General features: G+C 61.0%; 17 protein-coding genes. 7 read left to right on the top strand and 10 right to left on the bottom strand.

Features of this window, described 5'->3' with window-relative positions; genetic code table 11:
* Positions 1-511: 511 nt before the first annotated feature.
* The 4 genes from PMI42_RS40205 to PMI42_RS39470 all read right to left on the bottom strand — a co-directional run bounded on the left by PMI42_RS40205 (position 512) and on the right by PMI42_RS39470 (position 3,277).
* On the bottom strand, positions 512-685 hold the full coding sequence (locus PMI42_RS40205; RefSeq protein ID WP_008142289.1) for a hypothetical protein: 174 nt from the start codon (positions 683-685) through the stop codon (positions 512-514).
* Positions 686-906: 221 nt separating this feature from the next.
* Complete coding sequence (rfbB, locus tag PMI42_RS31135; RefSeq protein WP_008142286.1) at positions 907-1,968, bottom strand: dTDP-glucose 4,6-dehydratase; 1,062 nt, start codon at positions 1,966-1,968, stop codon at positions 907-909.
* 12 nt (positions 1,969-1,980) lie between these two features.
* Positions 1,981-2,871: a glucose-1-phosphate thymidylyltransferase RfbA gene (gene rfbA, locus PMI42_RS31130; RefSeq protein WP_008142285.1), complete on the bottom strand. Its 891-nt coding sequence runs from the start codon at positions 2,869-2,871 to the stop codon at positions 1,981-1,983.
* A gap of 259 nt (positions 2,872-3,130) precedes the next feature.
* On the bottom strand, positions 3,131-3,277 hold the full coding sequence (locus PMI42_RS39470; RefSeq protein WP_157195848.1) for a hypothetical protein: 147 nt from the start codon (positions 3,275-3,277) through the stop codon (positions 3,131-3,133).
* A 112-nt stretch (positions 3,278-3,389) separates the two neighbouring features.
* Here PMI42_RS39470 and PMI42_RS40200 point away from each other — a divergent pair, with 112 nt between their 5' ends.
* The 4 genes from PMI42_RS40200 to PMI42_RS31120 all read left to right on the top strand — a co-directional run bounded on the left by PMI42_RS40200 (position 3,390) and on the right by PMI42_RS31120 (position 4,693).
* The gene (locus PMI42_RS40200) at positions 3,390-3,545 is read left to right on the top strand and encodes a hypothetical protein (protein ID WP_008142282.1); all 156 of its coding nucleotides are present in this window, start codon (positions 3,390-3,392) and stop codon (positions 3,543-3,545) included.
* Positions 3,546-3,694: 149 nt separating this feature from the next.
* Positions 3,695-3,865: a hypothetical protein gene (locus PMI42_RS39460; RefSeq protein ID WP_008142279.1), complete on the top strand. Its 171-nt coding sequence runs from the start codon at positions 3,695-3,697 to the stop codon at positions 3,863-3,865.
* A gap of 54 nt (positions 3,866-3,919) precedes the next feature.
* Positions 3,920-4,222 (top strand): hypothetical protein, encoded by a 303-nt coding sequence (locus PMI42_RS39810; protein ID WP_008142277.1) that lies wholly within the window; start codon positions 3,920-3,922, stop codon positions 4,220-4,222.
* Between the two features lie 51 nt (positions 4,223-4,273).
* Complete coding sequence (locus PMI42_RS31120; RefSeq protein WP_008142276.1) at positions 4,274-4,693, top strand: hypothetical protein; 420 nt, start codon at positions 4,274-4,276, stop codon at positions 4,691-4,693.
* Between the two features lie 128 nt (positions 4,694-4,821).
* On the opposite strand, the gene PMI42_RS39455 is transcribed toward PMI42_RS31120, so the two are convergent.
* The 3 genes from PMI42_RS39455 to PMI42_RS31105 all read right to left on the bottom strand — a co-directional run bounded on the left by PMI42_RS39455 (position 4,822) and on the right by PMI42_RS31105 (position 6,642).
* On the bottom strand, positions 4,822-4,974 hold the full coding sequence (locus tag PMI42_RS39455) for a hypothetical protein (RefSeq protein ID WP_157195847.1): 153 nt from the start codon (positions 4,972-4,974) through the stop codon (positions 4,822-4,824).
* A 264-nt stretch (positions 4,975-5,238) separates the two neighbouring features.
* Positions 5,239-5,883, bottom strand: a complete 645-nt coding sequence (locus PMI42_RS31110; protein ID WP_008142272.1) for a hypothetical protein — start codon at positions 5,881-5,883, stop codon at positions 5,239-5,241.
* Between the two features lie 18 nt (positions 5,884-5,901).
* The gene (locus PMI42_RS31105; RefSeq protein ID WP_008142270.1) at positions 5,902-6,642 is read right to left on the bottom strand and encodes a metallophosphoesterase family protein; all 741 of its coding nucleotides are present in this window, start codon (positions 6,640-6,642) and stop codon (positions 5,902-5,904) included.
* 195 nt (positions 6,643-6,837) lie between these two features.
* Between PMI42_RS31105 and PMI42_RS31100 the strand changes: the two genes are divergently transcribed.
* Entirely contained in the window at positions 6,838-7,443 is a 606-nt protein-coding gene (locus PMI42_RS31100) for a transglutaminase-like cysteine peptidase (RefSeq protein WP_008142269.1), read from the top strand.
* 2 nt (positions 7,444-7,445) lie between these two features.
* Here PMI42_RS31100 and PMI42_RS31095 read toward each other — a convergent pair whose 3' ends face one another.
* The 3 genes from PMI42_RS31095 to PMI42_RS31085 form a co-directional block, all read right to left on the bottom strand.
* Positions 7,446-8,726 (bottom strand): O-antigen ligase family protein, encoded by a 1,281-nt coding sequence (locus tag PMI42_RS31095; RefSeq protein WP_008142268.1) that lies wholly within the window; start codon positions 8,724-8,726, stop codon positions 7,446-7,448.
* Between the two features lie 91 nt (positions 8,727-8,817).
* Positions 8,818-9,159, bottom strand: coding sequence for a hypothetical protein (locus tag PMI42_RS31090; RefSeq protein WP_008142267.1), 342 nt, complete (start codon positions 9,157-9,159; stop codon positions 8,818-8,820).
* A 92-nt stretch (positions 9,160-9,251) separates the two neighbouring features.
* Positions 9,252-9,749, bottom strand: a complete 498-nt coding sequence (locus PMI42_RS31085) for a hypothetical protein (RefSeq protein WP_162137430.1) — start codon at positions 9,747-9,749, stop codon at positions 9,252-9,254.
* A 237-nt stretch (positions 9,750-9,986) separates the two neighbouring features.
* Here PMI42_RS31085 and PMI42_RS31080 point away from each other — a divergent pair, with 237 nt between their 5' ends.
* The gene (locus tag PMI42_RS31080) at positions 9,987-11,501 is read left to right on the top strand and encodes an undecaprenyl-phosphate glucose phosphotransferase (RefSeq protein ID WP_008142265.1); all 1,515 of its coding nucleotides are present in this window, start codon (positions 9,987-9,989) and stop codon (positions 11,499-11,501) included.
* A 175-nt stretch (positions 11,502-11,676) separates the two neighbouring features.
* Complete coding sequence (locus tag PMI42_RS31075) at positions 11,677-12,885, top strand: polysaccharide biosynthesis/export family protein (RefSeq protein WP_157195846.1); 1,209 nt, start codon at positions 11,677-11,679, stop codon at positions 12,883-12,885.
* Positions 12,886-13,186: the final 301 nt, after the last annotated feature.

Below are 13,186 nucleotides of genomic sequence, written 5' to 3'. Positions count from 1 at the left end.
TACCGGTTAAGAAAGGATAACCCGGACCTTAACCAACGAGGCGCTAAGATAAGGTTTAGAACCAGTGCTTCCGGTTGCATGGACTCGCGGTGTTTTCCGAACCGGAGCCGTTTAACCGAAGCTACTCATAAAGGCTCGTCTTGGGCGGCGAGGCGACTTCAAGCGCGGCGGCGCGGCCTCGACCTTGCGTAGGCGGTTCTCAGCTGGTTTCGGTCCACACCGACATCCCAGCTCGCCTCTCTGGTGACCCACAATCTCATGACCAGGAACAGGATGTTAATCGCAAACCAGATCGAGATTACTGAAAGGAAAGAGCTCGCCATCACGGACTCTGCCTCCTGCATTTCTTTCGCAGATAATGCGGTGCGTAGCCCAGAGTTCCATCGATAGGAATTCGTAAACCAGTCGCGGCCTGCGCGGGCGCGAGACTCGAGCTGGCGGAGGCCGTCGAGGTGCGTGCACGTCGAGGGATTGTCGCACGTGGCCGGGGCGCAGAAGGCAAGCTTTTGCGCTAGTTCTTCTTGGTGCCCTTGGATTTCAGCGACAGGCCGAGCCGCAAGGCCATGCGCTTGATCGCATCGGGCGAACGCCCGAGAAGTTTCGCTGCTTCTTCCAGCGAAGTCGAAGACTTGGCCAATTCCATCAGCCGGCGGTCTTCCTTGAACGACCAGGGCCTGCGCGCCATAACCGAAACCATCCTCTCGTCGACACAACGACAAAGCCGCCAAGCGGACCCATGTTCGCTCGACGGCTTTGCTTGGGTGGGGCCGGGCTTGGGGGAGCCCGGTGAGACGATGGATATGCGATCCTTCGGCGTTCGCAACAAACAACGCGGATTAAGCTAACTGCTCAACCTTACCGCGATGAAATCGGCGTTTATCACTCCGTAGTATCACGGTGTTTTCGTCAGCCGAGTCCGATCCGCGCGCTACGGTAACCGCGATCGAGGATGTTCTGCCACCACGTCCGGTTGTCGCAGAACCAGCGGACGGTCTTGGCAAGCCCGCTGTCGAAATCCTCGCGCGGGCGCCAGCCGAGCTCGCGCTCGATCTTGCCGGGATCCATGGCGTAGCGCAGATCGTGGCCGGGCCGGTCGGCGACGAAGCTGATCAGGCTGCGGCGCCTGGCGGCGCCGGGCGAGATCTCATCGAGCAGATCGCAGATGCGCTCCACCACGGCGAGATTGGTCCGTTCGCAGCGTGCACCGATGTTGTAGGTCTCGCCGATGACGCCGCGCTCGAGCACCAGCGTCAGCGCTTCTGCGTGATCGGCGACATAGAGCCAGTCGCGGACGTTGCCGCCGTCGCCATAGACCGGCAGCTGTTCGCTCGCCAGTCCGCGAATGATCATGTGCGGGATCAGCTTTTCGGGGAAATGATAGGGCCCGTAATTGTTCGAGCAGTTCGTCACCATGGTGGGAAGGCCGTACGTCTCCCGCCAGGCGCGGACGAGATGGTCGGACGACGCCTTGCTCGCCGAATAGGGCGAGTTCGGCGCATAGGCGGTGTCCTCGCTGAACTGGCCACTGCCGCCGAGCGATCCGAACACCTCGTCGGTCGAGACGTGAAGGAAGCGGAAGCGCGCGCTTCGCTCCGGCGTCAACCCCCGCCAATGGCGCAGTGCCTCCTGGAGCAGGGTGAACGTGCCCACCACATTGGTCTGGATGAATTCCGCCGGGCCGTCGATCGAACGGTCGACATGGCTTTCTGCCGCGAGGTTCATCACCGCGTCCGGCTGGTACGTCTCGAACAGCGCGCGCAGGCCGGCGCTCTCGCCGATGCATTGTTGCGCAAACACATAGCGCGGATGCGTGGAGGCCCCCGGCAGCGAGTCGAGGTTGGCCGCGTAGGTCAGCTTGTCGATGTTGACGATACGCGCGCCGGTGTCCGCTAGCAGATGACGGATCACGGCCGAGCCGATGAAGCCCGCACCGCCCGTCACGAAGATGGTGATGCCGTCAAGGCGCATGCGGTCTCTGCTTCAGGCGCCGCCCGCCTCGCGCCCGAACGAGCGGTAGACCGACAGCAGATATTGGCCGTAGCTGCTCCTGACATTCTTTTGCGCCAGCTTCTCGAAGGCTTCAAGGGAGATGTAACCCTGCCGCAGCGCAATCTCCTCGGGACAGGCGATGCGCAGCCCCTGGCGCTGCTCGAGGATCTGGACGAAATGGCTGGCTTCGACCAGCGAGGAGTGCGTGCCGGTGTCCAGCCAGGCCATGCCGCGGCCCATCAGCCACACGAACAGCTCTCCGCGCTCGAGATAGACCCTGTTGACGTCGGTGATCTCGAGCTCGCCGCGCGGGGAGGGAGCAATTCCGGCGGCGATGTCCAGTACGTCGTTGTCGTAGAAATAGAGCCCGGTCACGGCGATGTTGGAGCGCGGCTGCGCGGGCTTCTCCTCGATCGACAACGCCCGGCCGCTCGCGTCGAGCTCGACCACGCCATATTGCTCCGGCGTGTTGACGGGATAGCCGAAGATCGTGGCGCCATGCCCGCGCGAGGCGGCCTGGATCAGCATCTCCGGCAGGCGGTTGCCGTAGAAGATGTTGTCGCCCAGCACCAGGGCGACCGGGTCCTTGCCGACGAAGTCGCGGCCGACGATGAAGGCGTCCGCCAGTCCGCGCGGGCTGTCCTGATGGGCATAGGAGAAGGAGAGGCCGATCTCGGAGCCGTCGCCGAGCAGCCGCTGGAACAGCGGCTGGTCCTGCGGCGTGGTGATGATGAGGATGTCCCTGATGCCGGCGAACATCAGGGTGGACAGCGGATAATAGATCATCGGCTTGTCGAAGACAGGCAGAAGCTGCTTCGACACCACGGCGGTGACGGGATAAAGCCGGGAACCCGTTCCCCCTGCCAGGATGATGCCCTTCATATGCCCTCGAGGCCCAAACCCGGACCAAGCCCAAAACCGCGCCCAAATCCAAGCTAAAATCCAAGCCGATGTCCGCAACCTCCACTTGATAAAGGATGGGGCGGCGGGTGCAAGCCGGTTCTGAGCCTCCGATCGGACCCGCTCGCCCCTGTCAATGATGTGAGCCGGCCGCCGAAGCCGGCGCGACACGTCCCGCCTCGTCCCGTGGGGCGACATCGCAAAACCGAATGCTTCGCTCCGCGTCAACACTTGCGCGCGATCAGGAATTATCTGTTGCGAAATCGCGCCGCAGATTCGCGGAATCAATTTGAATTGAATCGCGGCGCGCGCCGCGTGCAACGGCTTTGAACGAGAACGGATCTAATCGTGCCGCGTTGACGCGATCGACGATCGCGACGAGCAGCATTGCGCTTTCACCGAGGCGAGCGTCACGAGATCGTCGAATTCGTTCGGCTAAGTTCGCGCGAACGGCGACGACAAAGTCGCAGAATCAAAATCGACAAATCAAGAAGACCGAGATGCTTCAGAAAGCGCTAGCGGCACTTCCCCTCTCCAAGATCAGAGATCGGGCATTCGAAGGCGCATTTTTCAGCGTTGCGCTGATTGCGATGGCGGGCTGGGTGTATTTCATCACGCTGTTGCTGGTGAGACTGTTCCTCTGGTTCTTCAGCTGAGCGCGCGATCGTCCACTTCGCAAGCACGCTGCTGCCCAAAAAATCTCTGGCATGACAAGAAAATCAGCGGGGCTCATCATGATCTCGACACAACTCGAAGACGAGACTGATGCGTCACGAAGACGAGATGCCATCGGAAAGAAATTCGAATGATGCTGGTCGTGATCCTGGTCTCCATCCTCGCCGGCTTTGGTGCGGGCTATGCGACGCGCGCGTGGGGACAGCGCGAGCGCGTGGAACGCAATCCACTCCACCGGCCCTACAGCACCATCGCGTTCCGGCAGAATAATTCATTGATGAGGGTGCGGCGGGCATTCTGAGGATTTACAACCGGAGGGCGGCGCTCGCTTGGATCACGGCAGGGGGAGTGGATCATGACGGGAACTCAGGCAGAGCCCACGACCGGTCCGACGGACGCGGCGCCGCGGCGGTATTTCGTCGATGCGGGAGGCCGGCGGGTCCTGATCGGCCTGACGCCAGAGGAGACGTTCGAGTTCGAGCGGCTCGACAGCGGGCAGGCACCGGGCGGGGCGCAGGCCGCGCCCGACGGCCGCGTCGTGTGGCCGGATGCCGGCGAGCGGCGCCGGCTCGAGCTCTACGAGAAGCACGATGGCGCCTGGAGGGCCTGGATGGCGCAAAGCCGCACAGAGCGACGCGACGGATTCAACCTTTATTAACCATCCCGGGCCCATTTTCTGGTCTGGCGCCTCGAACCGGAAAATGCGCGCATGTTTCAGCTCTTCCTGCGGGCCCGCACCCATAACTTCCTGAAAGACCGTTTCGGGGGAGAGCAGACGTTCCGTGCGCGCTCGCCCGAGCGTGACGCCGAGACCGATCGCACCCGCATCGAGGCCATCATGATCGCGATCGAGGACGCCCTTCACGCGGCGGAGCGGGAGCAGTCGGGCCTCAATCGCCGGGTAGAGGACGTGCTGGCGCGGGCGGCTGTGACCTTCGGCAATGGCGACGACGAATATCTCGAGCGCGAGGCGCTCGACAATCACCACCAGGATCTGTTCGACAAGGAGATCCTGAACGGCCAGCGACGCCTCAAGGAGCTCGGCGCCTCGATCGCGCACTTCAAGTTTCTGAAGGCCGCGATGCTGAGCCGCTTTCCGCAATACAGGTCCGGTCAGGGGACCAACTGAATGACCGGCTGCAATCAGCAGCCAATTGATCGGGTCAGCCTCTCAAGTCGGATGAACGGCCACCGCGAGAATTGCAGAAGGTCCGGCCAGCGTCAAATTTGCGACTGCGCGCCCGCAACATCGATTGGTCAGTAGGCCGAGACCCGCTCGGGAAACAGCGGGTCGACGAACTCCACGTAGGTCCGCATCGGCCCGTAGAAGTAATGCGGCTCACCCCGGGTGCGGGGATCGAAGCTCGAGGGATAACCCATGCCGAGGCTGCGGTGCCGGACTCGAACCACGATCGGACAGCCATATTTGGGTCCGCAATAAGGATTCGGTCCGCGGTCGATCGTGGTGATCTGCGCGACACGTCGCTCGGTGGGAACCGCATAATCTGCAGCAAGCGCGGAACCCGCGCACGCCGTCAGAGCCGACACCAAGCACAACCCCAATCCAAATCGCATTGCCAATTTCCTGTCTGATCTGGCAACGACCTTAGTCTTTGGGCCGGGCAGGATCAATATCCTCCTGGGCGTGCAGGCAGGGCGTCTCGATGAAAGGCTCTAACCGCGCAATAGCTTCAGAAATGACGGGTCCGTGGCCCGAACAGCGTCTTCGAGCAATGTCTTTCCCTGGTTTGACGCCTGTCGATAGGCCGAAACCACGGCTGCGCGCTGGTCAGGTTGACGCGTCAGCATCAGCCGCACGTCGCCCTCGGCAAGCTGTTTGAGTTGCATATCGATGGGGCCGCTCATTCGCGTTGTGATCTCAAGCCTCATCGCCATCAATCGGGCGTCGTTCGGGGCCGTGAAATAGGCCATTTTCAATGGCTCCGCGCCGGCCGAGCTGTTGGGGGCGCGACCAGTCTCCCATGCGGCCAGGCCGAGCCAGAGAAGTGCGTCATGGGGCGCGCGCGCCAGTGCCGGGCGAAGCGTGTGGCCAACGCGATCGACGTCCTTGCTTTGGAGTGAGCCGTTGGCCGGCCCGCGCAGCATTTCCAGCGCGTCGGCAACGGCGCGAGCCGTGCCGCGGTCATAGCTGGAGCGCGCGGCGAGCCCGTCGGGCTGCGCCTGTGCAACTGCATTGGTCTTGGCTGCAACCGACGCGCGCATGTCGGCGATGTCGGAAATCATCGCACTGATTCCCTCGTAGCCGATCGCGGCGGCCAGAACGATCAGGGTCGCGCGAAATAGGGGGTGTGAAACCATTCGGGACAACAGGTCGCGTTAGAGGGCCAGCAGCTGGTGGCCCTGGATGGTCAGGAGCGTCAGATTGCCGGTGGCGTAGGCGCCCGTATCGATGTTGGCGCGGTTTGGCCGAATGTCCGGCTCACGGACGGGAGTATGACCGTGGATGATGTATTTCTCATATTTCCTCTCGCTGAGCAGGAATTCGTCTCGAATCCAGAGAAGATCTTCCTCGCGTTGACTGGCCAGGGGCAGTCCAGGCTTGATGCCCGCATGGACGAAGAAAAAGTCCCCGCATACGAAACGAGTGCGGAGCCTTTCGAAGAACATCCGGTGATGCATCGGGATCGCCAATGCAAGCCGTTCTATCAGCTCTTTTTGTTCCTCGACGGTCGGATTCAGCGGAGGCTGAATGCCATAGGAGCTTAGGGTTTGGAGGCCGCCATACTGTCTCCAGTTCTGCAGCATCTCGGGATCTCTCAGCACCTCGAACAGGAACTCTTCATGATTGCCCTTGAGGAAGATCGATTCGTGCCTCCGAGCGCGATCAATCAGAAGGTCGATCGTCCCCGAGGAGTCCGGTCCGCGGTCGATATAGTCGCCAAGGAAGACGTGAAGCGCCCGCCGTCGGCCGATGGTCATCAGATCGCGGTCGATCACCTCAAACAGGGTTCTGAGCAGATCGGAGCAGCCATGGATGTCGCTGATCGCATAAATACGAATACCGTCCGGCAACCTTGGTTTGGGTGCCGAACTCTTGGCGCGGGACGATCTTAACATCTGCGAGCCCAAGGCTCCTTGCCGTCCGGAGGGGGAGGAACCATTAAGGGGTGGCGTACTTCTAAACGTTGTCTGACACTTATAGTTAATAAGTCCGTAAAGAAACGTGAGTTTCTTGAACCAATTTGGCCGTATCGAGCGCCCAGAATCTCAAGGTCTCCAGCTTAGCTTCTCCCGAAAGCGGGGAGCAAAGACATGCGCAGAATATCGGCAAGCCTGGCCGTTGCAATCGCCTCCTGGTGCCTTGCAGCACCTGCGGCCGCTGGCCTGCTGGGATCAACCATAGGCTTGCGGCCCCTCATCCAGCGCATCAAATTCGACGCGCCTGCATTACCCCCCATGGCTTTCAACCGCTTCTGCCACCGGTACGAGGCGGAATGCCGTAGTCGGCCCCTGTTTCGCGGAGGTCCGGTCCAGCTTACGCCTGAGCGGCTCAAGGATCTGAAGCAGGTCAACGAAGCGGTCAATCGCGACATCGTGGCGGCTCGGCTCGACAACGAGGCCGAGGAGGCCTGGGTTCTCAATCCGGCCCGGGGCGATTGCAACGACTATGCGGTCACCAAGCGTCACGAGTTGCTGAAGCGTGGTTGGCCCGCTCGCGTGCTGTTGCTGAGCGAAGTGGTCGTTCCCGGCGGCGAGCATCACCTCGTGCTGGTGGTCCGAACCAACGAGGGCGACGTTGTCCTGGACAATCTCAATGCCCAACTGAGGCCGTGGTCCCGGGCGCCCTATCGATGGGTCCGCATGCAATTGCCGAACAGCAGCAAGCTGTGGACGACGATCGCGGACCGCAGGGTCTAGGATCAGTCCGCGCTGGAACGGCGGCCTTCGCCCACTTTTTGCGACAAGCCAAGCCCGATCGCTATGGCGATGGTCGTCTGAACGACGCTGCTCCGAAGGCTCGGGTCGAGGAAGGCCTGGCATAGCGCCACGAGCAGGACTGTTGCGGCGAACAGGGGAAAATGGGTGTCGCGGGACCGTCGCAAGGTCGCCCAGAACAGCGCAAGGCAGAGCAGCGTCACCGAGGCGATCATGAGCCACAATGCGGCGCGCCCCCATTCCGCCGAGACCGCGATGACTGTTGAGGGGGCGATCAACATGGGCGGCAGACCGAAGCTTCGGTACATCTGCATGGCATAGCCGAATGTGCCGGCTCCGGAGCCCGGCCACGGGGCCTCGGAGAGGGCTCTTTGAACGTCTGCAAGGTCTTCCGGACCAGCGCGGTCTGCAAGATCGATCAGGCTCGGATTTCGGGCGGCCACGACACTGATCGCGAGGGCTGCCAGCACCAGAAACAGCGAAAAGGCCTGCCAAGAGCGGAGTTTCAAGCGACGTACAAGCACGACAAAGCCCTGGACGGCGATTCCGGCCAGCGCCGCAGCCGACAGGGCGAAGCATCCGGCGGCCTCCAGTGCGACGAATGAAATCGCGATTCCAAAGGCGGCGAACGCAGTAAATCCCAGGCGGTCGAACGACCAGCCGGCGTCGGTCTGACCCGTGGTCATGACGAGGATGCAGCCGTTCGCGATGATCGCCATCGCGGTGATCGCGGTCATGGCGTTTCCGCCGGTGCTGTCCGGCGCCGGCAGTCCGATATTGGGATTGGACCGGGCGACCAATAGCAGGATCGCCGTGAGGGTCGCTCCGACACTGAGGGCGGTCAGAAGATCCTTGGCGTGGGCACGATCGCGTCCGATGACCGCCGCGGCAATCGTCAGCGCCAGCACGCCGAGATAGGTGATCATGCTGCGAAACGTGGCGTCGATGTCTATCGTAACGTGCCCGCTGGTCCAATGCTCGGCCAGTGCCGTCGATGCGGCCGACCACAAGGCGTTGGTCAGCGATCCCTCGGGGAGGGGAAGCAGTTGAAACGCCAGCCACGCCAGGGGCACGGCGGCGGCAAGCCAGAACACTTTCAGCCGCTGCAAGACGAAGCCGAGTTTTTCCGGCGCTTCGCGCGCGACCAGGACCAGAATGATCGCGGCGGCGGTCAGGCTGATATCTCGGCCGAGAGCTTGATTGCTTATCGCAAAGGCAGGCGTCGCGGTTATCAGCAGAATCAAGCAGATCAGTGGTGCCGACAATCCTGCCAACCTCTCGCGGGCGGCACATCGACTGCAGTGGTGTTCGCCGATCTGCAGCGTATGCCGTGAACTATCGCGTCAGTGGAGCAGCCTACAGGGTGTCGGAGCCACGACGTAGTTTGGCCACACTGTATGAATCGGAGTTCTGCTTGTAAAGTTTTGTGATCGTGCTCTCCGGATGTCCGGAGGGCAGCGGTGCGCGCATGGCGAACAGGACGTAGCGTGTAAACAAGCCCAGCACAAAGCCGAGTTGCGGGACGAACGCCATGACGAGCGCAGACCCCAGCATCGTCCCGATGCTTGCTCCTCCGATCAGATCCGAGATCACCTGCGTGATGACAGCGAGTCCCGAGATCGGAATGAGTATCCAGACCCGAAAGCTCCACGCCAGTACCGCGCAGACCAGAAACAAGAAGATGGCAATCGCAAACATGAGCAAGCTCCCCGATTGCACCTTCTTTTCCGCCACTTAAGAGACGATGAATTCTGCTTCAGACCTCCGTCGAATCGCGCGTCGCGGCGTCGCTACTTCCCTGAACAGTGTACAGACAGTGAATTCAAAGCACTCAACAGACCGGTCAGCGGTACGATTCCGTTAATCGTCTGAGGTTGCGTGTCGACCGTTATGGAGATCTCGGTGGTGCCTCTTTTGGCGGCGTTCGAGACGGCCGTTGCCGCGAGGGGCAGCAAGATGGCGCGTCCGTCCTGCAGCACCGATGCTTCGAACTGGGTCTTTATCGAACCTGTCTTCAGGGTCACCGGGAGGCGTCCCGTCGTTTGAACCGGATCCAGTAAAATCAGGATCACTTCGGGGCCGATTGCGCCACATCGCAGGCTCATGCCTGCAAGTCCGACGTCGGACTTCGCGGTATCGACCGCATGCATGACCGAGACGATTTCGCCTCCTCCGCTCGGATTGCGGCTCTTCACCAGCCGCCATCCGTCCGCGAGCGTCGTGCTTTGGCTGAATTGGGGCTGCGCGAGGGGATTGCCGCAATTTGGACAATCTTGAGCGGTCGCCATGCGCGCTTGGACCAGCCAAACACCGAGCATCGCGAGGAGAACAATTCTGCATTGCATTGTTGCTGCCTTGTCATTGCAAATTCGGGCGAATTTCGTCTTGACGACATGATTAATTCTTTGGCATTAGCTGCCATAAAATTTGATCTGTTGCGATGCGCAAATTTATTGTAATGCAGTGCGAGATCGTATTTTAGTACCCGTTAAGTTTGTAGCTTTGCCGAACATACGAGGTGATTCATGGTACCTCAGGAGTCGATCACCGACGCCTTGGTTGTGCCGGACAAAGGTCTTCGTGGTTCGCAAGTCCATGAAACGCCCAAGAACGGATCCTGGCTCTTGCCGGCGTTAGGGCGGAAATTCCCCTACGCGGCGCTCCAGTACCTGCTGATGTCCGTGGATGCAGCGGTGATCGCGTTCTCCAGCATTGCTGGAGGTGCTCTATACCAGATTGCCGTGAACGGTGATTTCAAGAGTCCGGAGCAGTTGCTGGGCGCCGGCATCATGTCTGCGCTGATCTATGTGTTGCTGGGACATTCCAGCGGCTTCTATGATCTGCGAGCGGTCTTCTCGAGGCGCAAGGATGCTGCCCGGATCTTCCTGCAGTGGTCGCTCGTCATTCTTCTGCTGTCTCAACTCGCCTTCCTGATGAAGGTGGGAGCATCTTTCTCGCGCGGGTCGGTGCTGTGCTATGGAACGCTCGCGTTTTGCCTGCTGATCATCTCTCGTCGTTTCTCCAAGCGGCTGGTGCTGAGCGCTGTCAGCGAGGGGCGCGTCCAGGGGCGGGCGACGGTGTTGCTCGGCACGCGTTCCGAGCTCGCTGCATTGGGGCAGGATGAACTGCTCGAGCGTTTCGGCCTTGCCGAGGTTGATCGCGTGACGTTGTCCTCTGAAGGCGTTGGCGGTTTTTCGATGACCGAGGACGAGGAGGGCGCCCTGGAGAATGCGCTGTCGATTGCGCGCGATCGCGGGGTCGATGAAATCGTGCTGGCTTTGCCATGGAATGATACGCGCAAGCTGGAGTTGATCCGGGATCGCCTCAGGGTGTCTCCATTACCCGTTCGCCTCTTGCCGGACCGGCGCATCCGCTCCGTCGCTTCGAATCCATCTTACCGTTTGGGGAAGTCTCTGTCCGTCGAAGTTCAGAGAGGGCCTCTCTCGCAATGGGAGCAGTTCGCCAAGCGCGTTGTGGATGTCATCGGGGCGAGCATCGGCCTGCTCATTCTGGCCCCGCTGATGATTCTCACCGCGGTCGCCGTCAAGCTCGACTCGCCGGGGCCGGTTTTCTTCCGTCAGAAGAGAAACGGTTTCAACGCGAAGCAGTTCTCGATCTTCAAGTTCCGCTCCATGACCGTTATGGAGGATGGTGCGGTGGTTACTCAGGCGCAGCGGTTCGATCCTCGCGTGACGCGGGTCGGCAAAGTTCTTCGTCGATCCAGCATTGACGAGATTCCGCAGCTCTTGAACGTGCTTTTGGGCGATATGTCGCTTGTCGGCCCGCGGCCTCACGCGCTTGCGCACGACGATCATTACGGTGACCTGCTTTCCGAATATGCGTTCCGGCATCACGTGAAGCCCGGGATCACCGGGTGGGCCCAGGTCAGGGGATACCGAGGTGAGACCGCCAAGGTCGAGCAAATGAAGGGCAGAGTCGATTGCGACATCTGGTACATCAACAATTGGACGCTCACCCTGGATATCAAGATCATCATGATGACGTGCTTCGAGGTCGTTCATAACAGGAACGTTTACTAACGCACGTTCACACTCGGAGGGCATCGGCGGCGAATGACGTCGCCGATGCCTTTTATTTTGTCATATAGTCGAGGTGTGTAGCGGGCGCGCAACATGCTTCGCAAAACGGCACGAAGACCCCGAGACTGATTGACTCAGCTACGGTTTTCCCGCAATCGTGCGTCGTCAATTGGGGATGGTAAGCTTGAAGTTTGAGTATTTTCAGCGCGCCGCGCTAGCCGGCCTCCTGCTGCTTTGCGCAGGTTGCTCGATCATGCCGAGTTCTGGTCCCCAAGACTTCCAGGTCAAGTCCGAACAAACCAGCTCCGGTCCTCGCTATGCCGTGGTGAAGTTGACGCCGGAAGTTGTCGGCGTACTTCAGGAGTACGGCCCGGGAGCTTTGGCGGGATCGTTCCCCGACAAGAGGCGGCCGGACACCATCAAGTTCGGCATCGGCGACGTCGTGTCCGTGACTATTTTCGAAGCGGCTGCGGGCGGTCTGTTTATCCCCGCCGAGGCGGGCGTGCGCCCCGGTAACTTCGTGTCGCTGCCCAACCAGAATGTCGATTCCGCCGGCAACATCACCGTGCCTTATGCCGGCGCGGTCCGGGCGGTCGGCCGCACACCGGCCGAGGTGCAGCAGGACATCGTCAAGTCCATTGGAAATCGTGCCATCGAACCGCAGGTTGTGGTGGCGCTGATTACTCAGAACACGTCACTGATCAGCGTTCTGGGCGAGGTCAATCAGCCGAACCGTTTCCCGGCGAATGCTGCGGGCGAGCGTGTTCTGGACGCGATCACACGGGCAGGTGGTCCGAAGGGGCCGGGTTGGGAAACGTGGGTCACGCTCGAGCGAAATGGCAGGCGTGCGACCGTGCCGTTTGGCTCAGTGGTATTCTCGCCCCTGAACAATGTTTGGGTGCATCCCGGCGACTCGATCTATGTCTACCGCGAGCCTCAGGTGTTCCTGGCTTTTGGCGCCTCGGGCCAGCAGGGACAATTCCCGTTCGATATGTGGAAAATCACGATGGCACAGGCGATGGCCAAGGCGGGCGGTCTGCTTGACGCGCAGGCTGAGCCGGCCGGCGTCTACGTCTACCGCCGTGAACCGCGCGAACTCGCCGAGCGTCTTGGCGTCGATGGTTCGAAGTATGTCGGACCTCTCGTCCCGGTCGTTTACAATGTGGACTTCCGCGATCCGGCCGGATATTTCCTCGCGACCAAGTTCGATATGCGCGACAAGGACGTTCTCTTTGCGGCCAACGCAGCGACGGTGGAAACGGCGAAATTCCTGCAATTCGTCCGAACGGTGGTTGCCACGGCGGACGATACGATCGTCACGACCAACAATGCCCATATCCTGAGGCTGAACCTCAAGAACGGCACCGCCCTGAACACCAACTAAATCGCGGATCGAGCACGGTTTGACCGTGCTCGGTCGACGGGGCGGCCGGCGGCTCGCTGCAGGATTCGAACCGTGCAGCAAACAGCGCTCTCGGCCGGGGATATGCGCAGTGCGCGCGATATCGCCGTCTTCGCGCGACATCGTCGTCTTTTGGACGTGCGGGACTCCTTAACACCGAAAAGAAATCTGCTCCGGTTTCGGAACTCAGCTTGAGGCGGCGGAGCTGCCCGGAGTGCCGGCACGGCGCGCCAAGCCAAGACCTTCCCTCAGCCGGGCGCGTCGTCTACCGGCGGGGCCGCCA

The sequence above is a fragment of the Bradyrhizobium sp. YR681 genome (assembly GCF_000282615.1).
GTDB lineage: Bacteria > Pseudomonadota > Alphaproteobacteria > Rhizobiales > Xanthobacteraceae > Bradyrhizobium.
Note: the sequence above shows the minus strand (reverse complement) of the source record. Positions and strands in the feature narration are given on the sequence as shown.